The sequence below is a fragment of the Selenomonas sputigena genome (assembly GCF_026015965.1).
GTDB lineage: Bacteria > Bacillota > Negativicutes > Selenomonadales > Selenomonadaceae > Selenomonas.
On the sequence record NZ_CP110383.1, the window covers coordinates 2334205 to 2359692 of the forward strand.

Genomic DNA, 25488 nt, shown 5'->3' on the forward strand with positions numbered 1-25488 from the left:
ATGTCAATTGTCATATATACGTACAGCGATCCGTACAGATTGAAGGAAGAGCCGTATTGGGACGAGATCAAGGCGTGTCCCTACTTTTGTGCGGCGCAGACGCTGGTGAACGGGCTGAAATATCTGTATCGGGAAGATTTTGTCCAAGGGCGAGTGACCACGGTGAGGAATTTTCTTGAGGCGCTTTTCCCCTACTGGCAGAGCACGGCTTGTCGAATCAAGCAGCACGCCGCGATCGACCGTTGGATCGCCGAGTGCGCACTTCCCGCTGCAGGGGCGGAGGAACAGGAGCAGATGCGGGCGGCGCTCCTCGCAAATCGCGGCGAGGTGCTCGAAAGCATCCGCACGATGGTGGAACTTGGCATCGACGCCGCAGAGCTTCGCGAGGAGGCGCTTACGCCGGCGCAGAAAATCGTCGTCGAACTTTTTCGGCTGTCGTCGACAGAACGCGGGCAGAGCTTCGCCTTTTCGAGTGATGTCGACGAGGCGGAAATGGACGAGGCGCTCTTGCACACGATGCAGGAGGCAGCCCACCAAACGCTTGACTGCAGCCGCATCGCGTTGGATCGTATCGTCATTCATGGCGTTCATCAATTTACGCCGATTATGCTGCGCGCGATTGAAGCGGCCGCAAAGCATAAGAAGGTCATTCTGCTTTTCAACTATCAGCAGCAGTATCAAAATATTTATCAGACGTGGATTGATATTTATACGTCGTTCGACTGCCCGATGACGAACTTCGGCGGCGAAGCGTTTCGGCCGATCGGGCAAGATCCGATCAGCCGCGAAGGCAATCTTCTGGCAGACAAGATCGGGCGGCTGGTCGAGGGCGACGCCTCAGCTCCGGTGCAGACCGCGCCCTTTGAAATCCTTGAGTTTGACAATATGACGGAGTTCGCGGGCTACGCCGCCGATGTTTTTGAAAGCGCTGCACGCGTAAATCCTGCGAATCCGCTGGCGATGATGCGCGAGCAGATTTATGCCGCCGACAGCTCTGTCAATGAGATCTTGAAGATCTATTTCCCCGAACAGTTCGGCGAGCGTCAGTTCCTCCACTATCCTCTGGGACGCTTCTTCGTCGCTATAGCGAATATGTGGGATATTGCGTCAAACAAGATGGTGGTTCGTGATGCGCGAGACGTCCGGGAATGTCTTGATGCGGGAATCCTCAAAGAGGAGCATGCGGGACAGCTGTCGACGATCTGGGGCAGGATGTCCGCCTTGTTTGAAGGATGCGCTTCGATCGAAGAGATGCTTTCGCGTTTGCGTCGGCTGCGGAAGAATAAGCGATACATGACGGACGCGGAGAAAAAGGAATACGTGAGCCATCTCACATACTACAATGTCGCCCCTGATGAAATCGACCGGCTTGGAAAAGCGCTGGCGGAGTTGACGGAATTGGCGGCTTATTTCTATGAGGATTTTGAAAGGCAGCCGCATAATTTCAGCAGCTTCTATAAGAAGCTTAAGGCGTATTTGCAGCAGGATGTGCTCGATGCACATGTTTTGGACGAGGAGTTCAACGACATCCTCCGTCGCGTGCTTGTGCGTCTCGATGAGGTCGAGGACATTGAGGAGTCCGCTTCGTTTGCCTGTCTCAAGGCGACGATGTCGATCTACCTCGTGCAGGAAGCGAATCCCGCGCAAAGCGCACAGTGGATCGTGCGCAATTTCGAGCAGATCGACGGCGACATTTTGCGCAGTCTCAACGACAAGACGAACGGCGAGCCGACCATATATCACTTTGCTTGTCTGACGGATGAGGATCTCGCTGCGGCGGGGCGGGCGAAATTTCCGTGGCCGCTGACCGACTCCTTCTTTGAGGCGGCGCAGGATCCTGTCGATTGGAAGCATCAGGTCTATGTGAAGGCGCGCAGCGAGTATAAGAATTACAAACGGTATGCGCTGCTCTACGGGCTGGCGTTCAACCGTGCCGGGTTCAAGCTCAGCTACGTCAGGCGCGCGGGCGACAAGGAGCGTGAGCCGTACTACCTGCTGAAGATTCTCGGAGCGAAGAAACGCACCTTCGAGGACAGCCGCAGACATGCGTGGGTCGAGGACGTATCGGCGATTCAGACGATGGGCGTACCCTTGAAAAAGTACGACAAGTACGACAAGTACGATTACTTCCGTTACAGGATATGCAAATATAAATTTTTGTTGGAGTCGATCATCGAGAGCACGACGGTATATAAGGAGCCGTTCCTGCTGTTGAAATATTTCGAGGTCATACTGGAAAACCAGGCGATGGAGAAACTGGCGGGTCTGGTGCGCAGTGAAACCGCCCTCGTCGAGTGTTTGCATGAAACGTTTGAGGAGCTTAGACCGTACTTCCCCTTTGTTTCCAATATGAACCGCATGGACATTATGCGCAAGGTCAAGGGCCGCATGTCGAACGGCAAGGAGGCGAAGGTTTTTCCGCAGATCACAGCGAAGATGCGGCAATACATGATGATTCGAGAATTGTTCATCCATAAGAAGCTGACCGATGGAAAAAATTCTCAAAATGATATTCTGCGCGGCAAGTTCGACGAGGTGTTCGACGATAAGATCGCCGAGAGCTTGAACGAGGCCGCCCTGCAGAAGAAGTTTTGGAAAAGTCCCCATCTATGGTGCAGATACTGTGCCAATCAGGAGATTTGCACCGCCCATGCGGAGGGATGGGGAAGTGAGGGAATCGCCTATGTTGCAGGAAAAGATGTATGTGAGATGCCCCGTAGATCCGGAAAGTGAAACGGATCCGCGTGTATTCGTGTGCGGTCAGATCACGAAGGTGGATGATTTCAAACATACGGTTACGGTGAAAATTCATGATCCGTTCGGCTGGTCTCTGTTCTTTGAAAACGTGTCCAAGGGATTGATCGAGTTCCCGTTGGATTCGGTGGAGCATTGCGGATTGTTTATCGGCTCGGAAGTCGTATACAAGAGGAAGGTCTGCACGATTCTTTCGGGACAGAAACTCGACGACGGCTTTTATGCGTACTATGTGCAGACGGAAGCGGATAAGGAAGTGCTTCGCGTGTCGGAAAAGGACATCGTCGTTCCGTTTACGCATGGCAAGGTGAATCCGGTGAGCCAGCTCTCGCGCTATGAATTTCAAAATCCCTGTTGGTTCTTTGGTCATGCCGTAGTTTCGCGCAGCATGAATGTTTTGGACAATTCCATCTGCGGCTTCAAGGAGCTGGCGGGGGCGAAGATCTATCTTTTGCCGCATCAGGTCAATACGATCATGCGCTGCCTGCAGGAGCGCCCGTGCAGGTATATGCTCGCCGATGAAGTCGGCATGGGTAAGACGATCGAAGCGCTTTCCGTCTTGAAAATCTATATGAAGGATTCCGCTAAAAAGAACGTTTTGCTCCTCGTTCCGGATCCGTTGAAGGAACAATGGAAGACGGAAATGCTGCTGAAGTTCAATATCGGTGTGGGTCTTGGCAAAGATGACAACCGTGTGGTTTTGCAGTCTTTCTCGGAGCTAAAGGAGACGGATGCCGATGCGGCGTGGGATTTCGTCGTCGTAGATGAAGTGCATCGCTGTCTTTCCGACAAGCGCCTTGCATGGCTGCTTCATGGAATCAGCCGTGCAGCGGAAAATATCTTGCTTCTGAGCGCGACTCCCGTGCAGCAGCGCGAGGAAGAGTATCTCGACTTGCTGCGTCTTCTGCTGCCAAGCAAATACGATGCGTGCGATTTGGAGCACTTTCGTGCTCTCGTGGGCAAGCAGGGGAAGATCATTCAAAAGACGGCCTTGCTTTTGGATGATCTGGGCGACTATGAGGACGAGGTTCGGGTGGCGGAAGATGACGGAGAGGATCCACATGCGCTTGAAGATTGCGAGGAGCTGTTCGAGGAAATTTTCGCGGATTTGGAGGCGATTTGCGATGAATTGGGGGACGATAAGCTTTCTCTTCTGCTGAAAAGGGTGGATTTTTCCGCAGAAGATCTCGGCGTCTATGCGATGAAGGTCGTCATCTCCTATATTTGCGGCAACTACCAGGTCGAGAGCAACGTCATTCGCAGCCGCCGAAAAATCCTCGAGGAGAGCGACGACGGTACGCGCCTCTTGCCCACGCGCGAATTGCAGGAAGTTTCCTATGCGCTCGACAAGGATCGGAACACCTACGAGGCGATTTGTTATGGGCTCATCACCGAATGGATGACGGAGCAGGCGGCAGACCTCGACATCGAGGGCGTACTTCGCCCGCTTTTGAGCGCGTTCTTCAGCTCGTCGTGGGCGTTTCGCGCAGAGCTTGAGCGCCTGGAAACGTGTGGGATTGAACCGGATGGCCGCTTGATGGAACATGCGGCGCAATGGGTAAAGGAGGAGGAGCATATTCTGGCGAATCTGCCGGCGATTCTCGACGATCCGCAGGCGTATGAAGAGGATTGCTGCACGCGCATGGCGTCGGTCATGAATCTTCTCTATGACGAGCTTTACGATCAAAAAATCGTTCTTTTCACCGATGAGCCAGCGACTTTTGCTGCCTATCAAAAGGCGTTGTCCTCTGTGTTTCCAGCAGAAGAGATCAGCTTCTTCGGGAAAGGGATGGCCGCAGAAGAGATCGAGCTGAACGCCTATCGCTTTCAGAATGAAGCCGCGTGCCGCATGATGCTTTGTGATTCCACCGGCGGCGAGGGGCGAAATTTCCAATGTGCAGATTACCTCCTTCATATCGATCTTCCGTGGGATGTCAGCCGCATCGAGCAGCGCATCGGGCGTCTGGATCGTTTGGAGCGTGACTCGGCAAGGTCTGTCGTCACGTCCGTCGTCGTTCATACGGAAGAGTCGTTCGAGGCGGCGCTGTTTGATTTTTGGAGCAAGGGACTGAAGGTTTTCACGCAGTCTTTGAGCGGCATGGAAATCATCATGAAGGACATCAACGAGGAGATTGTCTCTGCGGTTCGGAAGGATTTTGCCTACGGTCTTTTTTCTGCCGTACCGAAGATCATTGCATCGGCGGAGCGTATGCGGGAAGCCGTGCGCAAGGAACAGAATTATGATGCTGCCGGCTTCCTGTTTCGCCCGATGTATAACGAATTGCGGCGCTTGATCGATTATTATGCGCAGAATGAAAATGAGCTTTTCGCCGTGACCATGACGAAGTGGGCGAGTCTGGCAGGCTTTCACGGTTTCGGCGGCGAAGACGGCGTCCTCACCTATCGGGCGGAGTCGTTTTCGCCCAAATCGGCGATGAATTCGCAGCTGATTCCGCCGCGATGGAATGAATACCTGTCCTCGGAGCAGAACCGCTTCCTCCAAAGCGTTCAGACAGCGTATGAAAAGAGTCGGGAAATTCGTTCAGAGAGGCGAGCCATTCGCGGGACGTTCAGTCGAAAGCAGGCGATCGAGAACGACTATCTGCACTTCTTCGCTCCCGGCGATGAAATTTTTGACTGCATCGTAAAGAATGCCGTGCATTCCTGCAAGGGGCGCGCCGCCGCTTTTGCTGTGTATGCCGATCTGCATTGGACGGGATTGGTTTTCACTTGGTCGATGGCGCCCAATGAAGCGCATCTTCTCGCACATGGACTGTCGCCGTATGCGCTGGGGGCTTATCGAAATTACTTGATGTCGGAACAGGTTGTCGTATCCGTCGACTTGGAAAATCCCGATGATCTTGCCGAAGGCGATGTCGTCCGGGAATACATGCGCATCATTCGCGCGGGATGGAACAAGAAGGAGACGATCCACCTCGGCCAGAGAGGGGGCGGCTGTGGCTATCTCAAGGAGGAAATTGCCGACAAGGCGAATATTGCCTGGTTCAAGCGCAAGTATCCTGAGGAGCGATGGCGGAAAATTGTCTGGCATGGATATAAAGCGGCCTATGAGAAAGCGTTGTATCAGTTCAAGCGCAGATCCAACCTGCGAGGGGTGCGCGAAGAAATGGAGCGCGCGTTGTCCGCCAGGGCGGCGGAACGCGCCTTTTACGGTGCGGATGATGCGGCGATGGAGGCCTTGAAAAAGGAGCAGGAGATCTTGTGGGAGGCCATGAGCAAACCGCGGATTATCCTTGAGTCTGCGGCTTTTGTTTGGATGGTGAAGAAAAGCGATGGAGAAGGCGAAGCTTAATGAAGCTGTCGAGCGGTATTTGAACGGGGCAGGCGATCCGCCGATCTTGGATTTTGCCGATGCGGCGGATGCGCACGAACGTTTTCTGCTCCATGCGGCGAAGCGGCTTTTGAAGAGCTTTGCGCCTGAGCGACGGCAGGACGGCATGGAGGATTTTCTGCTGTCTTTGCGAAGCTACCTCCTCACGCTGCAGGGGGACATCCGCGTGGATGACGCTCCGATTCCCGAGGACAATGCCTATGGGCTTGTGCAGGACGCTTCGAACGGCAGGTGGCATGCCGTCGCGCAGTTTCCCGACTATGTCAATCGCATGTTCGCGGAAACCGTGTTCTTGGCACAGCCGGCATCGCACAGGACGTCCTCTGGCGGTTTTTCCCTTCATACGGATCCCTTGATTCGCAGGCTCACGGGCTTTCGCCGCTTCAAATCCGTGGCGCAGAAGCTTGCCGTATATGGGGCGCTCCATCTGCCGGACGGCTATGCGGCGCTCATATCCCTGCCGACGGGCGGCGGCAAGAGCCTCATCACGCAGACGCTGGCGTATCAAAGAGAGGGCTTGACCATCGTCGTTGTGCCGACGGTGTCTTTGGCGATCGACCAAGTGCGCACGGCGAAAAAGATTGTACAGTCTGCCCATGTCGATGAAGAGATCTTTTTTTACAGCAGCGGCGCCGCCATCGCGCCGATCTTACAGGCGATCGAGAAGAAGGCGGCGAAGATGCTCTTCATATCTCCCGAGGCGCTGCTCAAGAACGAGGGCTTCGCCGAGGCGGTCAAGAAGGCGAATGCCGCGCGCTACTTAAGAAACCTTGTGATCGATGAGGCGCATATCGTCGTCGATTGGGGCGCGTCCTTCCGCGTCGATTATCAGTGTCTGGAATCGTGGCGCAGGATGCTTCTGGAGAGCAATCCCGGCATTCGGACGGTTCTTCTGTCGGCGACGTTTGATGAGCCTTGCTGCAGCGTTCTCAAAGATTTTTTCTCCGAAGGCGGCGAGAAATGGCTGGAAATACGTTGCGATGCTTTGCGCCATGAGCCGCGCTATATGCTCGTCAAGGCGAAATCGTATGACGACAAGCAGCGAAAGATGCTCGAACTCGTGCAAAAAATGCCGCACCCCATGATCGTCTATACGGCAAGGCCTGTTGAGGCGGAAGACGTCGCTGACTTCCTCCGCGCACATGGGATCCGCAATGTCGAGACCTTCACGGGGCAGACGACGGGCGCTGTGCGAAAGGAACGGATCGACGCCTGGGCGGACGATCAGTTTTCCGTCATGGCGGCGACATCCGCCTTCGGCGTCGGCGTTGACAAGGGCGATGTGCGGACAGTGCTTCATCTGTACGTTCCGCCCAATGCCAATGCTTATTACCAAGAGCTTGGGCGCGGCGGGCGCGACGGCTTGCCGTGCCTGAGCATCATGCTGTGCACGGATGATGATGTACAGGCGGCCTTCCAGCGCATTTCCAAGCGGGTCATGACGACGGAAAAGATTGTTGGACGCTGGAACAGCATGTATAAAAATCCTCATTCGAGGCGCATGAACAATCTCGTCTATCTCGACACGTCGATTTCTCCGAGCTATGCCGACCGTGATGTTTTCGATGATGCGCCGACTTCCGACGCTGATCGGAATTGGAATATCTATGTGCTCTTATTTCTGCGCCGATGCGGACTGATTAAAGTCCGTGAGGTAATTCCCGATTCGTCGAAGTATGTATTTGTCGTTGAGATCACGGATGACGCGCTCCGTGCGGATGAGGAAGAGCAGATGGAGCGGATTGGCGGCTATCGTGAACAGGAGTGGGCGTATTACGTCAAGGCTTTCGGCTCGATGCGAACGGCGATAAAAAATTGCGGGCGCGACTGTTGGTCGGAGATGTTTTACGAGACATACGACAGAGTTTCGGAGTTCTGTGCCGGTTGTGATGCACATGACGAGGTATGCGACGCTGATTTTTTGGACTACCCGCTCAAAGTTCCCGTGCAGCTGCCGACGAAAACATTTGCTGCAGATCAGCTCGCTTTGTTTGCCGGAGCGAAGAGCATCATCACGATCCCGAGGCCGGAGGAGCGGGCGGCTCTCATGGAAGCTCTTTGCCGCTATCGGCTTGCAGCCTATATTTCCTGCGATGACGCCCTGTCGGAGACCGTCTTGGAGAAAATCAACGCGCCGACGCACTTCATGATTCTTTACAAGAAGGATTTGCAGGAGTTGATCAAGAAGAAAGCATACTACTACCTTTCCGGCATCATTGCCGTCGAGTACGGCGGCTCCGCGAAGGATGTATGGAACTTGCTGCAATACGTCGCCCAATATCTGAGCGAGCGTCAGGAAATCAAACTCGTCCATATTTTGCAAGAGAATACGTATTTTGAAGGACAGGACAAGTCTTTTGCCGATCTTGTGGACGGCGCTGTACTGCCTGTGAGCGCCATCCTTTAGGAGGTCATATGTTTCGAGAAAAGATGAAGACGCCCGCCATCCCCGAGCGCGTGTACACGCTGTGCAAGATCGTCGAGAAAAAACCGCTGACAGTGCAAGAGCTGAAAAATAAGATGGAGCCTGACTACCTGCAGCAGTCGACATCGTATTTTGCAGATTACCGAGAGGCGGCGGAGGAGTTGGGACTGATCAGCGTCACGGATCAGAATGTCGAGCTTGCCGCATCCCCTTCGGCCGTGCGCTCGATGGCGGACATGCGGCGATATGTCAACGGCAGGCTGGAAGAGTTTGCTGACGGGCAGTTCTATCGGGTCACGAAGGCCTACTATGCGCGGGGGGCAAACGTGCTGCACGGGGAGCAGAATGTCGCCAATCTCGCGCCTTCGCTCGAAGAAGAGATCGGACGTCCGCTCGATGCCAAAGCGATGCGTGCATGGCGCTTTTGGATCGTATACCTCGGCTTTGGGTATTTGCATGGGATGTTCCTCGTGCCCAATGCCGATGTTTTTCTGCACGATCTCATGGACGGCACGGATTTTGAAAAGCATCATGCGTATTCCTTTGGTGAATTTATCGAAAAGATTCTGCCGCGCGCCGGAATCGTCATTGATGCTGATCCGTCGAACCGACAGCTCAGCTACGGCGTTTCCAACGGGCTGCGCACGCTGCACGATGCCGGCTTCATTCGCATGGAGCACATTCTCGATCAGCAGGACATCTGGAGCTTGTACCCGCTGAAGGCGCATGACGTTGAGACTACGGTCACGAACGTCACGATTCTCGAATAGGAGGCAGGTTGTGGATTTAACGATTGCGAGAGAGCGGCTTGCCTCTGTCGTGAAGCCGGACTCGATCACATATTCCCAGGGCGATTTCCTGGCGACGCACGTTGCTGTCCAGCGTCTGCGTCTGGTGAATAAGTTCGACGTCGCGCCGTCGGAGGGCAGGGAGTATTCCGAAGAAGAGGTATATAGAAAATTCATCCTCAACAAAGAGAACAAGCATCAATTCATCGCTGTATACGGGCAGAGCGGCACGGGGAAATCGCATCTGATTCGTTGGTTTGAAGCCAAGTATCGGCACAACAAGCCCGCGCAGGAGGTCGTGCTCTTCATTCGCAGGAGCGACAACACGCTGAAGGGCACGATCCGGCAGCTCTTGGATATGCCCGAGGTGCAGGAGATTGCCAACAAGGACGCCTATGACCGTTTGCTGAAAGCGGCGGCCTATGAGGATGAGAACAAGCTCAAGGGGCGGCTGTACCATGAAGTTCTGAACGAGGTGGAACACGACGAGGAAGAGCGCTCGATTCATCTGAAAAATATCGAGAGGAAGCGTCTGATCGCCTTTTTGAACAACGAGGTGGTGCGCGTGCGCCTGGAAGCGGCGGACGGCCCGATCGAGCGCATTTATTCGAAGATCGCCGAAAATTCCCTCGTGGACAGGGATACGATCGCGCAGTTCACCGCGGAGGATTTCTTCATTTCGGCAGAACTCAGTGATCAGATCGAGCGCGCCGGCGTCGATCCCAAGGCGATGAAGATGGTGCGCGCCTTGATGGCGGATGAGGACGGCAGGGAAGAGGCGGAAAAGGTTGCCGCCTATCTGAACCAGTTTGTCAATGACGTCGTTCAGCGCTGTGCAGGCATTGCTGCCGGCGATTTTCGCGATATCTTCCGCGACATACGCAGGGAGTTGTTTCGGCTCGGCAAGAGTCTGACGCTCTTCATTGAGGACGTCACATCTTTTACGGGCGTCGACGATGCGCTGCTCGACGCCCTGATCGTTGAGCATACGGGCATGAATGAGGGGGAGAAGCTCTGCCGCATCTCGTCGATCATCGGCACGACGGGCAACTACCTGCAGCACAACTTCCGCGACAATCATAAGGATCGCATCACGCAGTACGTCTACATTCCGAGCGACGCTTTCGATGAAGCGGGGCTGTTTGAATTCGTCGGACGCTACCTCAACGCGATGTCCGTGCCCGAGTCTCGGATCGCCGACTGGCTGGAAAATGCAGCCGAGCCTGCGGACTATCCCGTGCATACGGTGAAAGAGGGAAAGAATTGGGAGTTTGTGTCGATCGAGTTTGACAAGAAGCTGTGCCTCTATCCGTTTACGAAAAACAGCATTCGTTATCTCTATCAGCACGCCCTGAAGCAGAATCAGCAGACGCCGCGCTACATCATCCGCGATGTGATCGAGCCTGTGGTCAATGATATTTTGAACGGCAGAGAAAAATTCCCGAGCCTGCCATGGAGCCTTGTGCGGACGAATACGACGCTGAGCTACCGCATCGAGTCGCAGATTCGAGACGAGCAGGAGGCGGCGCGAGTCCTGCGCTTTTTAAGCATCTGGGGAGACGGCACGCCCGATCAATTCACGAAAGACGGCGTCGTCTATCAGGCGGGCGTCCGAAGCGACATCCTCGAAGAGCTTGCCATGCCGCCTCTGCGCCTGTCCGAAGTCGAAGCGCCCAAGACTGCAGCGGCCGCCGCTCCTGCCGCTGCCGCCGCTCACGCATCGGTAGCTGGGAAAAGCCTGGCGGCGAGCCTCGCAGAAACGCCCGTTGAGCCGCCCGTCGTTTCTGTAGGAAGGGTGGAAAAGGTCGAAAGGGCTGTCGCGGTCTTGAGCAAATGGGTCGAAGGACAGGCGATTGACGTTTCCTCAACAGGCGGCACGAGCGGCGCTCTGCGCGCTGCCCGCGACGACATCGCCAAATATTTGCTGTCGGCAATTCCGTGGCAGGCGGAGGGGATTTCCCTCGATCAGATGGGGAAGATCCAGGATTCCAGTGCGCCCCTCGTGGATTTTGAGAATCAAACGAGGGAGCGCACGCAGGGGCTTTATACGATGCCTGCCAGCCGCGAGTCCATGCACATTATCGCGGCCTTTTTGCGTTGGCGCGAATATGGCGGGCAGAGCTGGGCTTATCCCGAGTCGGATTTAGACGCGTACTTCATCACTTCGTGGACTTCGCGCATAAAAAGCGCTCTGCTCAAAGCCGTGCGCGAAAATGCGGATGCAGACGCCTCCTATATCGAAGCCGCCATCGCCGCTGAAATCTACCGGCAGATTCTTGGCGGCGAGTTTCGCGAGAAGAGCTTGAAGAATCTGACGGTGCGTCATCTCTTTGAGAAGAAGGAGAAGAAAGCGGCGGCAGACAGCCATGTGCGGGAGTGGAGCGCCCTTTGTGCGCTGCTCTCGCAAAAAGGCGCCGACGAGACAAACAGGAAAACGGTTCGTCAATATTTCAACATCACGCAGGGCGACGGCGGTTCCGTGATCGTTCTGGATGAGCCGAATCTGGCGCGCACGCTGCGCAAAGTTAAGTCGAACAGGCTCTCTGTGCCGGAGACGGCCTTCGAGATGCAAGATCCCGTCAAGCGCAGGCGCGATGTGTTCGACCATTTGAAAAAGATCGTTGAGCGCGTCGGCAAGGTCGCCGATGCCGAGCAGGAGAAGGCGCGGGGCATGATGGAAAAGATTCGCGCCTTTTGGGGGACGGATGAGTTCGATGACGGCGAGGCTATGGAAGAGGAAGATCTTCTGATGCTGGCGGAACGCGTCAAAGCCTTCTACGATGAGGCCAATCGCACACAGTTCTCCGTGGCGTTCTTTTCGACTGATCCGGTGAAGAAAGGAGCAAAGCAGATCGCCAAGGCACTGAGTGATGTCGGCGGTGCGTTGGAAGAGAAAGATCCGTTGGCGGTGCTCCTGGCGTTTTCGGGCGATCCTCTGACGGACTTGAAGCCTTTGCTCGACTTGTTCGAGCGATTGGAAGCCGACTTCAAAAAAATCGACGCCGAGATGGCAAAGCGGCGGGCGGCGTTGGGCGGAGAAGATTCTGAGGAGCATTCAGCCGCTCGCTATGAGAAGGAACTGCAGAAGCTTGAGGAGAGCCGTTCCTGCTTCTCGAAGGAGGTGCAGGCATGATCTTTGATGTGCTCGATCAAAAAATGAAAGATATGAAAGCCCTGCGCCAGAGGGAAGAGCGACGGGCGAACCAAAAGCAGCAGGCGGCTCTCGATCAGAAGTACCGTGCTTTGGTCGAGGAGGCGGAAAGATTTTCTGACTCCTTGGCGTGTGTTCGCGATACGCTGGAATTTCCCATTTCGGAGGAGCTTCGGACAGACTGCCTGACGCTGCTCGATGAGCTTGAGGCTGCCGTGAGCACCGGGTACGCTGTGCAGGAAAGCGTGGAAAAAGCGAAACGCCGCTATGATGCGCTTCACGGACAGATGAAAAAGGCGTGGTCGGCATATTTCCGCAGTTATACGGCGGGTACATGGAACACGCTGCGCGTTATTCGAGGAATCGACGAAGAAAAGACAGATCGCTGTATGGAAGAGATTCAGACAGCGAAAGACTGGTCTGCAGAGACGAAGGTATTTATAGGTTTGAAAGCGGCAATGAAACGTGCCGCTGATTTGATCCAGAGTTTGGAGATGGAAGAGGAGATGGTGGAGTTTCTGACGAAGATGACCTCGGGCAAAGCCACGGCAGCCGATCTCAGCGAGGGAGTCGTGGCCTGGCTTCGCAAGGAAGGGCTGGAAAAGAAGATCCGGCTGTCGTTTCTTGCCCACTGATGCGCGGCGCTCATTTGCACTTCGCTGATTGACTTTTGCATGGAGAGCTCATATACTCAAGAAATATTGATCAGAGGAACAGGAGCACGATACGACGATTATGGGAAATGTGACGAAGGAAAATATCGCCTCCATGATGGCGACGATCCAAGAGCTCTATTTGTCCGATGACATCCCTTGGATGATTGGCTATTCGGGCGGCAAGGACAGCACTGCCGTCGTGCAGCTCGTCTGGCTGGCGCTCGAGGCTCTTCCCTTGGAGAAGAGGAAGAAGTCCGTGCATATCATGAATACCGATACTCTGGTGGAGTCGCCGGTCGTCTCCAAGTGGGTGGAGAGGTCGCTTGCAGTGATGCGTGATGCTGCTACAGCGCGTCAGCTGCCTTTCATTCCGACGCGGCTCTTGCCCGACTACGATCATACGTTTTGGGTGAATCTTCTCGGCAGGGGTTATCCGTTTCCGCGCATGAAGTATCGCTGGTGCACGGATCGGCTGAAGATCCGTCCCGTGAACGACTTTATCAAGAAGAAACTCGCTGAGCACGGCGAGATCATTCTCGTCCTGGGAACGCGCAAGACGGAGAGCGCGCGCCGCCATCGCACGATGACGAACCTTGAAAAGAAGCGGGTTCGCGAGCTTTTGAGTCCCAATCCGACACTGGCCAATGAGTTGGTGTTTTCTCCGCTGGAAGCATGGTCGAATGATGATGTTTGGATGTTTCTGATGCAGTACAAGAATCCTTGGGGCTATTCCAATCAGGATCTTTTGACCATGTATCGCGGGGCGACGGCGGACAACGAATGTCCTCTGATGCTCGATGAGAGTTTGCCGTCGTGCGGCAAGAGCCGTTTCGGCTGCTGGGTCTGCACCATGGTCGAGAGCGACAAGTCGATGGAAGCGATGATCGCCAACGACGAGGAGAAGGAATGGATGCTGCCGCTGCTGGAATTTCGCAATGAATTCGGCGATCTGGCGCACGATCGCGAGCGCCGCAGCTTTCGGCGCATGCGCGGACACCTGCAAGGCAGTCATGGACAGCTCTTTCACGGGCCGTACAAAAGGGAGGTTCGCGAACGTTGGCTGCGCCGCCTGTTGGAGATTCAGAAGAAAATTCGGGAAACGGGACCGGAGGAGTTTCGCGATCTTGAGCTGATCCACCTCGAAGAGCTGCAGGCGATTCGCCGCATCTGGGTTCTGGAAAAGCATGAATTTATCGATTCTGTTCCGACGATTTATGAAGATGTGATGGAAGAGCCGTTCTGTGATCCGACATGGCTGCCCTTGGATAATTTTGCCAAGGACGAGTGGGATGTTTTGGCGGGGGTCTGCACGCGCATGTACGGCGGGGAAGAGCTGGCTTTTGAAATGATGTATACGCTTGTCGATCTCGAGAACCGCGCCTCGGGGATCGGCGCGCGCAAGGGGCTCCTCGAGGCGATGGAGGCCGCGATCGGGCGCTCCTTCTACAAGGACGAAGCCGATGCAGTGCGGTATTATACGGAACGCATGAGACGAAAAAAGGAATTGGGCGCAGAATATAACGAAGCGTTTTTGGATGCCGCCTTGCCCGACCGTTCGCAAGAACCTTTGGATATTGAGGATGAAAGCCGATGATCATCAAGAAGCTCACGCTGCAGAATTTCGGCGTCTATGCCGGGGAAAACACCTTCTCTTTTTCGCATACGCGCCCTATCGTCTTGATCGGCGGCATGAACGGCCACGGCAAGACGACTTTTCTCGAAGCGATCCTCCTCGCGCTTTACGGCGCGAATTCCATCGCTTATAAAGAGAGTGCGCACAGATCGTATGGGAAGTACCTGCGCGCCTATGTGAACAAGAGCAGCGGCGAGAAGCGTGCCTCGGTGGAGCTGACATTCCTCATGGACGAGAGCGAGCAGAGTGAATATCAGATTCGTCGTGCTTGGACCGCAGCCAAAGGGGACGGAGAGACGATCACCGTTTGGGAAAATGGCGCGTACAGCGAATTTTTGACGGCAAATTGGGCGATGTTTGTGGAAAACATTCTCCCGTCGGCGCTGGCACGCTTTTTCTTTTTCGACGGGGAAAAAATCGCCGAATTGGCGCTTGATGAAAACAATGTGCAGATGAAGGACTCCGTGCGCTCCATGCTGGGGATCGGCGTTCTCGACGGTTTGAAGGGCGACCTCTCGCGCATCGTGCGGCGCTTGGCGCGCGGCGGAAAAAAGGAAGACGCATCTGCCAGCTTGGAGGATCTGCGGCAGGAAAAGGAGCGCCTGGCGGCGCAGCTGACCGGGCTGGAGGCAGCGGGCGCACGCCTGGAGATGCAGGCAAAAGAGCGGCAGGCGGCGATCGATGAACTGCACCGCCAATATGAGATCAAGGGCGGCGCGGCGGCGCAGGAGCGGCAGAGCCTCATGCAGCGCCGCGCGGATCTTTTGGCAAAAATCGAGCGCAACAAGGGCGCGCTGGCGGAATGCGCCGCCGGCGAATTGCCGTTCGCCTTGGTGCGCGATCTCATCAGCGAGGTCAAGCTGCAGTCGGAGGATGAGCACGATGATTTGATCATGAGGCAGGCGCTCGGCATGATGGAAGGGATGCTCGAAGGATATGCCGCCAAGCACGAAGGCGCACGGCAGGCGAACGCCGATTTCTTGGCGTACGTCCGCGAAGAGACGGAGCGAACGGCGGCAGAGCCGCTTTATCAAGTGTCGGATCATGCTCTGTTCCAACTCAATGCGCTGCTCGATCATCTGCTTGCCGAGAGTGTGGAAACGGCGCGGCGGCTGCTGGGCGAAAAAGCGTTGCTGCAGAAAAAACTCGACGAGGCGGAGCGCCATCTCGCTGTGGATCTCGATGAAAAAACTCTCGGCGCGTTGTTCAGCCGCATCAAGGAGGAGGAATCCGCGCTCGTGCAGCTGAAGCTCGATCGGACGGCAAAGGAGCAGGAAACGGCTGCTTTGCGCGCGGCGCTTCATGCCGCCGATGCCGAATATCGAAAGCAGGCGGAAGCATATCTGCACGATGCGGAGCTGCGTGACGATCGGCAGCGCATGAGAAAATACGCCAACATGGCTCTGCGCCTGACGGAAGAATTTACCGTCGAGCTGCAGAGGCGAAAAATCGGCGTGCTCGGCGATACCGTCACAGAATGCTACAAGAAGCTGGCGAACAAGAAGAACATGATCGAGCGGATCGTCATGGATGCGGATACCTTGGAACTTGCCTATCTGGACGATCGAGGCGAAAAGGTGGCGAAGGACTCGCTGTCAGCGGGCGAAAAGCAGCTGATGGTAATCGCTGTCCTCTGGGCGTTGGCCATCTGCTCGAAGAAGAAGCTCCCCGTGATCATCGATACGCCGCTCGCGCGTCTTGACTCCATGCATCGGACGTCGCTCGTCACGACATATTTCCCGCAGGCGGGAAGTCAGACGATCATCCTGTCGACAGATGCGGAGATCGATGAAAATTATTACACAATGCTGAAGGATTCGGTCGGCGATGAATTTACGCTGCACTACGATGAGGCGACAAAGAGCACGACGATTTTGAAAGGATATTTCCGCGACGATGATCATTAAACAAGTGCGCCTTTCTCAACAGGCGAAGGACCAGCTCTCCCGCTTGAAAGGCAAGACGGGCATCAAAAATTGGAATATTCTCTGTCGCTGGGCGCTTCTCTATTCGCTTGCAGAAAAAAACGTGCCCGCGGATCTTCCTCTTGCTGCAGACAGCAATCTGGAAATGTCGTGGTACACGTTCGGCGGCGAATATTACGAGATCTATGAGGCTTTGATCAAGGCGTGGTGCATGCGCATGGAGATCGAGGCGGATGATGAAACGGCGGCGAAGTATTTTCTCCTGCACCTTGAGCGTGGCATCGCATATCTCTCGGGCACGGGCTTCATCAAGAGCATGGATGACTTATTGGGATTGGCGGTGAAGAAATCATGAGCATCTATTTGGACTGGAACGCATCCGCACCGATCGCGCCCGAGGTCGTAGAGACGATGATGGAAGTATACCGAAATCAGATCGGCAACGCAGACAGCCGCACGCATGCTTACGGCGAGGCTGTGCGAGCCGTTGTGGAACATGCGAGGAAACAGGTGGCGGCGCTCTTGGGCGTGACTTCTGCCGAGGTGTTCTTCACGAGCGGCGCGACGGAAAGCAGCAATATCGCAATCCAAGGCCTTGCGGCATATGCCGAGCAGAGCGGCAAGCGCCATATCATCACGTCCGCCATCGAGCATAAGGCGGTTCTGGAGACGGTGAAGGCGATGGGGCGGCGGGGCTTCGATGTGGACATCGTCGCACCCGAGCCGTCCGGCCGCGTGGCGAAAGAGAAGATCATGGAAAAGCTGCGAACGGATACCCTACTCGTCAGCCTCATGCATGTCAACAACGAAACGGGAGTTATCCAGCCCGTGGAAGAACTGGGCGCGGAGTTGGAAAAGAGGGAAATTCTCTTTCATGTAGATGCTACGCAAAGCTGCGGTAAGCTCGTCGATGAACTGCGGCGGCTGAAATACCGCATGCTCTCTTTCAGCGCGCACAAAATGCGCGGTCCGCAGGGCGTCGGCGTGCTCGTGCTCAAAAAGCGCGATTATAAGCTGCCTCCCGTAAAGGCGATCCTTTACGGCGGCGAGCAGGAGCGCGGCATTCGTCCGGGCACGATTCCCGCAGCTCTCGCGGCAGGCTGCGGCAAGGCCTGTGAGCTTGCCGCCATGCGATACAAAGAGGATGTCAGAAAACTGCAGCAGATCAAAGCGATGCTGCTGCAGATGATCGATGAAGCGGGGCTTTTGTACTCGGTCAACGGCGCGGCGGAATTCTCTTTGCCGAGTACGCTCAACCTCTCTTTGCACGGCATCTCCGCAGAAGCCTTGATGATCGCCGCAAGAGGTGGCTGCGCCATCTCCAATGGCTCGGCATGCACGTCGAAGAGCTACGCTCCGAGCTACGTCCTCAGAGCCATGGGCGTCCCTGCGGAGCAGATTGAAAGCTCCATCCGCCTCAGTTGGGGCGCAGAGACGGATGCAGCACTGCTAAAAATCGAGTTCGCCAAACTGTTGACAGCGGCGAAGGCACTTGTGCAGTAAGGATAGAGATCGCTTTTGATGCGGAGTAAAGTGTTTGGGAGACGGTATGATGCCCGAAACAAGATCCTGCGCCTGCACGGCGACATGGATCACGTCAGAAGCCAGTCACGGGCATTGATGCGCCGTATCCCGTCATATTGCGCTTCCGGATCTTCATCCATGGTCAGAAGGATCTTCGGATAATGATCGCGAATCAGGCGGAGCGGACGTAGCTCGCGCTCCAGTGTGGACTCGTCGCGAACCGTAAGAGCAACCTGATAATATACCACTCCCGCTCTGCCCTGTGCCACGAAATCTACTTCAAAAGAATTCACCTTGCCGATATAGACGTCATATCCACGGCGCAGGAGTTCCAGATACACGACATTTTCCAAGATATGGCCGGCATCCACGTCGCGCGTGCCCAGGAGAAGATACCGCAAGCCGATGTCTGCTACATAATATTTTTCCAAAGTCCTCAGATATTGCCTGCCCTTTATATCGTATCGTTTCGCCTGATAAATGACATAGCTTTCTATGAATGACGTCAAATATTTTTCGACCGTCTTGGAATCAATCTTCCTGCCGTCTGAAGTCATCGTATCTGCAATCTTTTTCGAGGAAAGCGGACTGCCTATGCTTGAGAACACGAAGCGCAGGACGCTCTTCAGCATCATGACATCCGTGATTCTTTTGCGGTTTACAATATCCTTGACGACGATGGTGTTATATATTCCTTCCAAATAGTCGCGAACTGCATTTGGATCGTCTTTCAGCGCCAGTGCGTAGGGAAACGAGCTGCTTTGCAGATACTCCGTATAGAGAATCCCTCTCTCTGCTGGTTTTCCTGCGCCCACCCAATATTCTTTGAAAGAAAGGGGAAGCATTTCGATCTGGACATACCGCCCGGCAAGCAGGGTAGCGATCTCGCTCGACAGCATGTAGGCGTTCGATCCTGTAATATACAAATCGATATTTTTTTTGATATACAGACTGTCGACGACCTTGGGGAAGTCATGGACATGATGCACTTCGTCCAAGAAGATATACGTCATCTTGCCCGAAGCAAGCCGGCTTTTCAGATATTGATACAGCACCTTGCGATCCGTGAGATCCTCATAGTCCATATCCTCGAAGTTGATGGCGATGATCTGCTCTTCCTGCACGCCTTGCTTGCGCAGCCAATCTTGATACATTTCCAAAAGAGTAGACTTGCCGCATCGCCGGATTCCTGTCACAACCTTGATGACTTGTTTGTCCTTGAAAGCAATCAACCGCTTCATATATTCTTGACGCTCGATCACGATATTTTCGCCTCCGCTCCTGCTCTTTGTATTATTATACCATAAAGTTTCAAAAACAGATAGTTTTAGGATTTAAATACGAAAACTATCTGTTTTTGTATATTGTGCGCCGCCCTTACAGAAGCCTAGCCAATCAGTCTGCGCCTGTGGCTTGACTTCTTGGGGCTTCATAGTAGAATTATACCAAGTGGATGTCACTCATGCGATTTTGTTTTCCAAAGGGATTGACATTTCAAGGATTCCAGTAGATTATTGGTCTGCGAAGTTCGAGTCAGAACCCCATGACCGATGTGGATCGAGTGGTGAAGCTGCTGTGCGGTACTGGAAGGGGAAATTCTTGCTCTGAAGGCGTGTAGGTGGGAAGTCTGAGCAAATAAAATGTGCAGATGGATGCGTTGTTGCGATTTTCCGATAATGACAGTGCGAATGCATGAAGATGAGGAAATGAATTTATCGGTGATGCTTTAGAGAAAGTGCATCGACGTTTTAAGGAGCGGGATATGGCAACAGAACATCCATTCAACCGCCGCACATTCCTCAAGTTTGTGGGCGGTGCGGCGGTCATCGTGGGTGGCGGCTTTCTGGCGCAGCGGTTTGATGTCCTCAGACGGGCGGCGAAGCGGTTCGACAAGATGGCGAATCCTCGAAAGATCGAGGCGGACTTCGTCCGGCAGATCATCACGCGCGATCCTTCCGTCTCGCGTACGATCATGTGGCAATCGGAGGCGGCGGAGAGCGCGGCGGCGGTCGAGTGGCGCGAAAAGGACGCGCAGGCGGTGCAGCGCGCGGCGGCATCGAACGAGGATTTCACGGATGACGGGTGCGCGGCGGTGCTGCATATGGCGAGCATTGAGGGACTGACGCCGGGCAAGTCCTACGAGTACCGGTTGGTGAACGGCGAGGAGGCGAGCGAGTGGTGGCCTTTGACGACGCCGGCGGAGCGCGATGGCTTCAAGGCGCTGATCTTCCCCGATTCGCAGTCGAGCGATTATTCGGTCTGGCGAGACGTCGCGCAAGGAGCATGGCAGCGCAACCCCGATGCAGGCTTTTTTGTCAACATGGGCGATCTCGTCGATAACGGCGAGGATCATACGCAGTGGGATGCGTGGCTTTCGGCGGTCGCGCCCATGATCGAGCAGATTCCTTTTGCGCCCGTCATGGGAAATCATGAGACATACGACAGGAATTGGCAAGTACGTTTGCCAAAAGCATATTTGCAGGAGTTCGCCGTGCCGGACAACGGCAGCGAGGCGTTCTCACGCTATTACTATTCGTTTGACTATGGGATGTGCCATTTCGCTGTGCTCAATACGCAGATGGACGAGACGGCGGATTTCAAGCAGGGGCTTTTGGAGGAGCAGCTCTCGTGGCTGCCCGAGGATATGGAAAAGAGCCGCAAGCAGTGGAAAGTCGCGCTCCTGCACAAGGATGTGCTGCAGTACCGCATTCATCAGCGCCCCGAACGCACGGAGGGATTTTCCGACATAGGCGAAGCGTTCATGCCCGTTTTCGATAAGCTCGGCGTCGATCTCGTCCTTACGGCGCATCTGCACACCTATCGCAATCGCGGTCATATCGAGGCATTCCGCCGCTCGGCGAAAGGACCCGCCTACATTCTGACGGGCGTCGCAGGCGATGTGCGCTACCCGAATCTCTGGATCGACCATGCACTCGATGAGGTAGTCGCACCGCAGCCCGAGACGGATAATTATCTCGTCTTGGAAGCGAAGGATGCGCAGCTCGCCGTCGAGTGCTTCCTGCCCGACGGCACGAGGATCGACCGCGTGAAAGTGGTGAAATAATTGCCGAGAGCATGTTGCCTGAAAAAGCGGCTAGGAAAGCGGTTTATTCGCCGAATAAATCAGCATGTGTTCCTGTGGCGGTTGCTGAAAGAATGAGCATGTCCTCATGAATTTGGTATATCAGCAGCCAATCCGGTTCGATATGACATTCGCGGAAGTCCTTCAGATTTCCGCCAAGTGCATGATCTCGATACTGCTCCGGCATGTTCGAGCCTTTTTGCAGCAATTGCAATGTCTTGATAAGCTTGGAGATGTCTTTGCCTCGCTTTTTCACGCGGCGGACATCTCTTTTCATGCGATTCGTATAGACGATCTCGTACATGCTAATCCTCCAGCATGGATGCTACGGCTTCGTCGGCTGAATCGAAGGGACCGTGCAAGTTTCGGCGTTGGCGGCTGTCCTCGACGGCTTCTTTCAGATCCGCAGGGAGTCCGGTATGCGAGTGTGCGATGGGGAAGGGGATTCCCTCATGTGCGATGGCGGCTTTGAGGAAGATCTGTATGGCCGTGGACGTATCAAGGCCGAGGCTGAAGAACAGCCGATCGGCATTTTCCTTGACGGCATCGTCTACGTTGATTTGAAGAGTCGTCATGATAGTACCATCCTTTCTTTCATGTCGCACCGCAGCCCGAGACGGACAATTATCTCGTCTTGGAAGCGAAGGAGGAAGCGCTCGCCGTTGAGTGCTTCCTGCCCGACGGCACGAGGATCGACCGCGTGGAAGTGGCGAATTGATGCTCTTGGCCGTACAGCTTATGCGGCGCTCGTATAGTCCATAATGAAGATTTTGCTGGCGACTTTTTTCAAACCTTCCAAGATGTCGTCGATTCTTTCCATCACGGAGGCGGCATAAAGTGTTTCGCCGCATTGTTCGCATTTCCAACAAGGGACTCTCTCGATGATGATATAGCAGTTTTCAAGCTGGGTGAAATATGTTGCAGTGGATTCTTTCATCGTGCCGGTCTTGCAAAGCAAGCATTTCATTTCAAATATCCTCCTTTCGTGTTTTGTAATCGTTGCTCCATTTCGCTGGATCGGGGAAGTATGCCGTTATGATTCGGCTGGCGCTTCCTTCGTCGCTTATCACCACATGGATATAGCGGTTTTCTTTCGTAACTCCTAGAATCAAACAGCTTGGATAGGGATAATCACAAGGGTATTGTTCAATGATCTCTCCTGTCGCAACGGCGGTTCGTATGTCTTTTGCCTTGATGTTCCTTAACCTGAAGCATGTGCTGTTATGAATACGGCATCTTCATCGTAAACTACACGCACAAACATCCACTTTGTGGACATTGTGCACCGCCCTTACAGAAGCCTAGCCAATCGGTCTGCGCCTGCGGCTTGACCTCTTGGGGCTTCATCGTAATGCTTGCGAAGGTTCTTTATGTCAATCATACGCGTCTCCTGACGGAAATCCATGTGGATAGAAAAGACTTTTTTATCATTATAGCAAAAAACGTCCTTATGGAAAATCCTCTTGACGAAAGCGGGGGCTTTCCCTATACTTAGAAGAACATGGGGGAGTCCGTTTCGACCTTTGACAATGCGGTGCGGCGGCTCTTTTCCAAAATTACAACATAGACAAAGGATGCGGTTTTCCATGCGGTTTTCCATAGAGGAGAAGAACGAGGGCATGCGGTATGTCGTAGCGGCTTTCGTTTTTTATTTTGTGCTCGTTTCTTTCTACATCAATATCGGCGAGGACATGACGCCGGCCAATTATCTGCCGTGGCTTCTGCCCGTGATCGGTGCGCTCGCGCTCTTCCAGTATGGCGCACGAAAGCGGCTGTTTTCGCTGAACCACGCGCCGCATCTCTTCGCGGGCGTCCTGTGGTGCGTGACCTTTCCGCTCCTTTACTCGTGGTCGTACGCTACGCCGTGGTACGTCTCGCTCATACGGCTCGACTTTCTGTGCGGCACGGGAATCTTCCTCTTGCTCGCATCCTGGCAGTCGCTGGCATTTTCCTACGGAAAGCTCTCGCGCCCCGTCGCCGCGCTCTTTGCCGCGCTCGACTTTGTGTGCCTTGCGATTCCTTTCGTGCAGATCGTCTACTTCTCGATTTACCAGCACTGCCTGACGCCCGCATCGCTCATGGCGCTCTATCTGACGAATCCCGATGAGAGCGTCGATTTCCTTGAGGCGATGCTCGGCATCCCCGCACTGATTGGTATCGTCATCGCTTTTTTCGCCTTCCTGTGGCTTTGCTATCGCGGCAACATGCGCCAAGCGCGTCATCTGGCGGCGCATCCGCTGACGGCGGGCAAGCGGGCGGCTCTTTTCCTGCTCGGCTGCGTCCTCGGCGTCTACATCCCGTTCTTCGTCTTGCCGGAGACGTCGATCGCGCTGAGCTGGAAGGAGGTCTCCGACTACGTCGCCGAGACGCAGGAGTACAGCGCCTACTATGACGAGCGTTTCGCCGGACTCAAGCTCGATACGCCCGAGGACACGCTTGCCGCCAAGGCGCCGGGCACGGTGATCGTCGTCATCGGCGAGTCGGCGTCGCGCACGTTCATGAAGGCGTACACGCCGACATTCCCCTACGATGATACGCCGTGGCTCGCCGCGCGCATGGAAGATCCCGACTTCGTCGTCTTCCGCCACGCATATTCGTGCTGGTCACAGACGGTGCCTGTCTTGCAGCGTGCACTGACGGAGCAGAGCCAGTACAACGACAAGGAATTCTACGACTCGACGTCGCTCATCGATGTGGCGAAGAAGGCGGGCTACGATACGTACTGGTTCAGCAACCAGGGGCGCTACGGGCAGTACGACAGCGCCATCACGCTCGTCGCGAAGACGGCGGATCGCGCGGAGTGGGTCGATGACTCGTACCTCTTCACGGAGAAGTACGACGAGAATCTTCTGCAGTATCTGACCGAGATCGACGGATCGAAGAACAACTTCATCGTGCTGCACATCATGGGCAGCCACATCTACTACAACAACCGCTATCCCGCCTCGTTCGAGCGCTGGGTCAATGCGGCGGGCGGCGCAGGAACGAATGCCGAGTCGTATGCGAACAGCATCCTCTACACGGACGACAATTTGCGGCGCATCTTCGAGTACGCGCGGGACAATCTGAACCTGCAGGCGATGGTCTACTTCTCCGATCACGGAGAGGACTTGGTGATTTCGCACAATCCCGACGTGTTCAACTTCCACATGGTGCGCATCCCGATGTTCGTATACATGTCGCCCGCCTGCCAGGCAGCGGAACCTGCGGTCGCGGCGGCCTTGAGGGGTCACGAAAGCCAGTACTTCACGAACGACATGATCTACGACACGGTTGCCGGCATCTTGCATGCGCAGTCGAACCATTACGATGCGACGCAGGACTTCTCTTCGACCGCCTATCGCTTCACGCGCGACAATCTGACGACGATGCTCGGGCAGCACGCGCTGACGGAGGATGTGGAGGAAGAAAAATGATTTTCTTCTCGATGCTGATCTTGGGGGCGCTCATCGGCTTCGTCGGCGCGGGCGGTGCAGGCGTCGTCATCACGCTCCTGACCGTCGGCTTCGGCGTGCCGATCCATACGGCGCTCGGCGTCGCGCTCGCATCGATGCTCTTTACGATGCTCTCGGGCGCCATCAGCCATTTCCGCGAGGGCGAGGTCGTCGTCAAGACGGGTGCGGTGCTCGGTGCGGGCGGCGTCCTCGGCGCACTCTTGGGCGCGGAGGTGTCGAACGTGATGCCGTCCGAGGAGCTTGGCTTTCTGACGGCGCTGATGCTGCTCCTGTCGGCATTTACGCTCTACATGAAGGTCTATCGAGCCGAGTTTCTCGACCGCATCTTCCATGTGCGCGGCGAGCTTCTTGCGGGCAGGAAGCTCGTCGTCTACGGACTGGCGCTCGGCTTCGTCAACGGCTTCTTGTCGGGCGCGTTCGGCATCGGGGCGGCGGCCTTCATCCAGCTCACGCTGCTCTGCGTCTTCGGCGTGCCGCTCCTGCAGTCGATCGGCACATGCATGATGGTCATTTTGCCGATTTCGGCGGCGGGCGGTCTCGGCTACATGATGAACGGACGGCTCGATCTCGACATCTTCGTGCAGACGCTTCTCGGGCTGATGATTGGGGCTTTCGTCGGAGCAAAATGCACACATCTCGCGCCACGCCCTTTATTGAAAGCCGCTATCGTTGGAATGCCGACGATCGGCGGTTTCATCATGCTCTTCTTCCGTTGAAATACCGCTGTTTTTCCATCGTGCAGG

18 protein-coding genes are annotated in these 25488 nt (G+C 55.1%); 13 read left to right on the top strand and 5 right to left on the bottom strand.

Annotation, left to right across the window (positions count from 1 at the left end; all coding sequences use genetic code 11):
• The 10 genes from OL236_RS11215 to OL236_RS11260 all read left to right on the top strand — a co-directional run bounded on the left by OL236_RS11215 (position 1) and on the right by OL236_RS11260 (position 18187).
• A complete protein-coding gene (locus OL236_RS11215; RefSeq protein WP_265070683.1) occupies positions 1–2733 on the top strand; it encodes a hypothetical protein in 2733 nt (910 codons plus the stop codon).
• A gap of 67 nt (positions 2734–2800) precedes the next feature.
• Positions 2801–6067, top strand: coding sequence for an SNF2-related protein (locus tag OL236_RS11220; protein ID WP_265070684.1), 3267 nt, complete (start codon positions 2801–2803; stop codon positions 6065–6067).
• Positions 6048–8513, top strand: coding sequence for a DEAD/DEAH box helicase (locus tag OL236_RS11225; protein WP_265070685.1), 2466 nt, complete (start codon positions 6048–6050; stop codon positions 8511–8513). The genes OL236_RS11220 and OL236_RS11225 overlap by 20 nt, the downstream gene beginning before the upstream one ends.
• An 8-nt stretch (positions 8514–8521) precedes the next feature.
• Positions 8522–9301, top strand: coding sequence for a hypothetical protein (locus OL236_RS11230; protein WP_265070686.1), 780 nt, complete (start codon positions 8522–8524; stop codon positions 9299–9301).
• Positions 9302–9311: 10 nt separating this feature from the next.
• On the top strand, positions 9312–12452 hold the full coding sequence (locus OL236_RS11235) for an ATP-binding protein (protein WP_265070687.1): 3141 nt from the start codon (positions 9312–9314) through the stop codon (positions 12450–12452).
• Positions 12449–13105, top strand: coding sequence for a hypothetical protein (locus tag OL236_RS11240; RefSeq protein ID WP_265070688.1), 657 nt, complete (start codon positions 12449–12451; stop codon positions 13103–13105). Before OL236_RS11235 ends, OL236_RS11240 begins: the two co-directional genes overlap by 4 nt.
• 100 nt (positions 13106–13205) lie before the next feature.
• Positions 13206–14720, top strand: coding sequence for a DNA phosphorothioation system sulfurtransferase DndC (gene dndC, locus OL236_RS11245; RefSeq protein ID WP_265070689.1), 1515 nt, complete (start codon positions 13206–13208; stop codon positions 14718–14720).
• The gene (gene dndD / locus OL236_RS11250) at positions 14717–16666 is read left to right on the top strand and encodes a DNA sulfur modification protein DndD (RefSeq protein WP_265070690.1); all 1950 of its coding nucleotides are present in this window, start codon (positions 14717–14719) and stop codon (positions 16664–16666) included. The genes dndC and dndD overlap by 4 nt, the downstream gene beginning before the upstream one ends.
• Positions 16656–17039, top strand: coding sequence for a DNA sulfur modification protein DndE (dndE, locus tag OL236_RS11255; protein ID WP_265070691.1), 384 nt, complete (start codon positions 16656–16658; stop codon positions 17037–17039). The genes dndD and dndE overlap by 11 nt, the downstream gene beginning before the upstream one ends.
• Entirely contained in the window at positions 17036–18187 is a 1152-nt protein-coding gene (locus tag OL236_RS11260; protein ID WP_265070692.1) for a cysteine desulfurase family protein, read from the top strand. The genes dndE and OL236_RS11260 overlap by 4 nt, the downstream gene beginning before the upstream one ends.
• An 89-nt stretch (positions 18188–18276) precedes the next feature.
• Here the strand turns inward: OL236_RS11260 and OL236_RS11265 are convergent, their stop codons facing one another.
• Positions 18277–19449: an ATP-binding protein gene (locus OL236_RS11265; RefSeq protein ID WP_265070693.1), complete on the bottom strand. Its 1173-nt coding sequence runs from the start codon at positions 19447–19449 to the stop codon at positions 18277–18279.
• 521 nt (positions 19450–19970) lie between these two features.
• On the opposite strand from OL236_RS11265, the gene OL236_RS11270 reads away from it, so the two are divergent.
• Positions 19971–21272, top strand: coding sequence for a purple acid phosphatase family protein (locus OL236_RS11270; RefSeq protein ID WP_265070694.1), 1302 nt, complete (start codon positions 19971–19973; stop codon positions 21270–21272).
• Positions 21273–21315: 43 nt separating this feature from the next.
• Here OL236_RS11270 and OL236_RS11275 read toward each other — a convergent pair whose 3' ends face one another.
• The 4 genes from OL236_RS11275 to OL236_RS12540 form a co-directional block, all read right to left on the bottom strand.
• Positions 21316–21594 (bottom strand): type II toxin-antitoxin system YafQ family toxin, encoded by a 279-nt coding sequence (locus OL236_RS11275; RefSeq protein WP_009645333.1) that lies wholly within the window; start codon positions 21592–21594, stop codon positions 21316–21318.
• 1 nt (position 21595) lies between these two features.
• Positions 21596–21865: a type II toxin-antitoxin system RelB/DinJ family antitoxin gene (locus OL236_RS11280; protein ID WP_265070695.1), complete on the bottom strand. Its 270-nt coding sequence runs from the start codon at positions 21863–21865 to the stop codon at positions 21596–21598.
• A 161-nt stretch (positions 21866–22026) separates the two neighbouring features.
• The gene (locus OL236_RS11285) at positions 22027–22257 is read right to left on the bottom strand and encodes a type II toxin-antitoxin system MqsA family antitoxin (RefSeq protein ID WP_265070696.1); all 231 of its coding nucleotides are present in this window, start codon (positions 22255–22257) and stop codon (positions 22027–22029) included.
• A gap of 1 nt (position 22258) precedes the next feature.
• On the bottom strand, positions 22259–22519 hold the full coding sequence (locus OL236_RS12540; protein ID WP_413777394.1) for a DUF4258 domain-containing protein: 261 nt from the start codon (positions 22517–22519) through the stop codon (positions 22259–22261).
• 357 nt (positions 22520–22876) lie between these two features.
• Between OL236_RS12540 and OL236_RS11290 the strand changes: the two genes are divergently transcribed.
• Both OL236_RS11290 and OL236_RS11295 read left to right on the top strand, forming a co-directional pair.
• The gene (locus OL236_RS11290; protein WP_265070697.1) at positions 22877–24706 is read left to right on the top strand and encodes a phosphoethanolamine transferase; all 1830 of its coding nucleotides are present in this window, start codon (positions 22877–22879) and stop codon (positions 24704–24706) included.
• Positions 24703–25461 (top strand): sulfite exporter TauE/SafE family protein, encoded by a 759-nt coding sequence (locus OL236_RS11295; protein WP_264917757.1) that lies wholly within the window; start codon positions 24703–24705, stop codon positions 25459–25461. Before OL236_RS11290 ends, OL236_RS11295 begins: the two co-directional genes overlap by 4 nt.
• Positions 25462–25488: the final 27 nt, after the last annotated feature.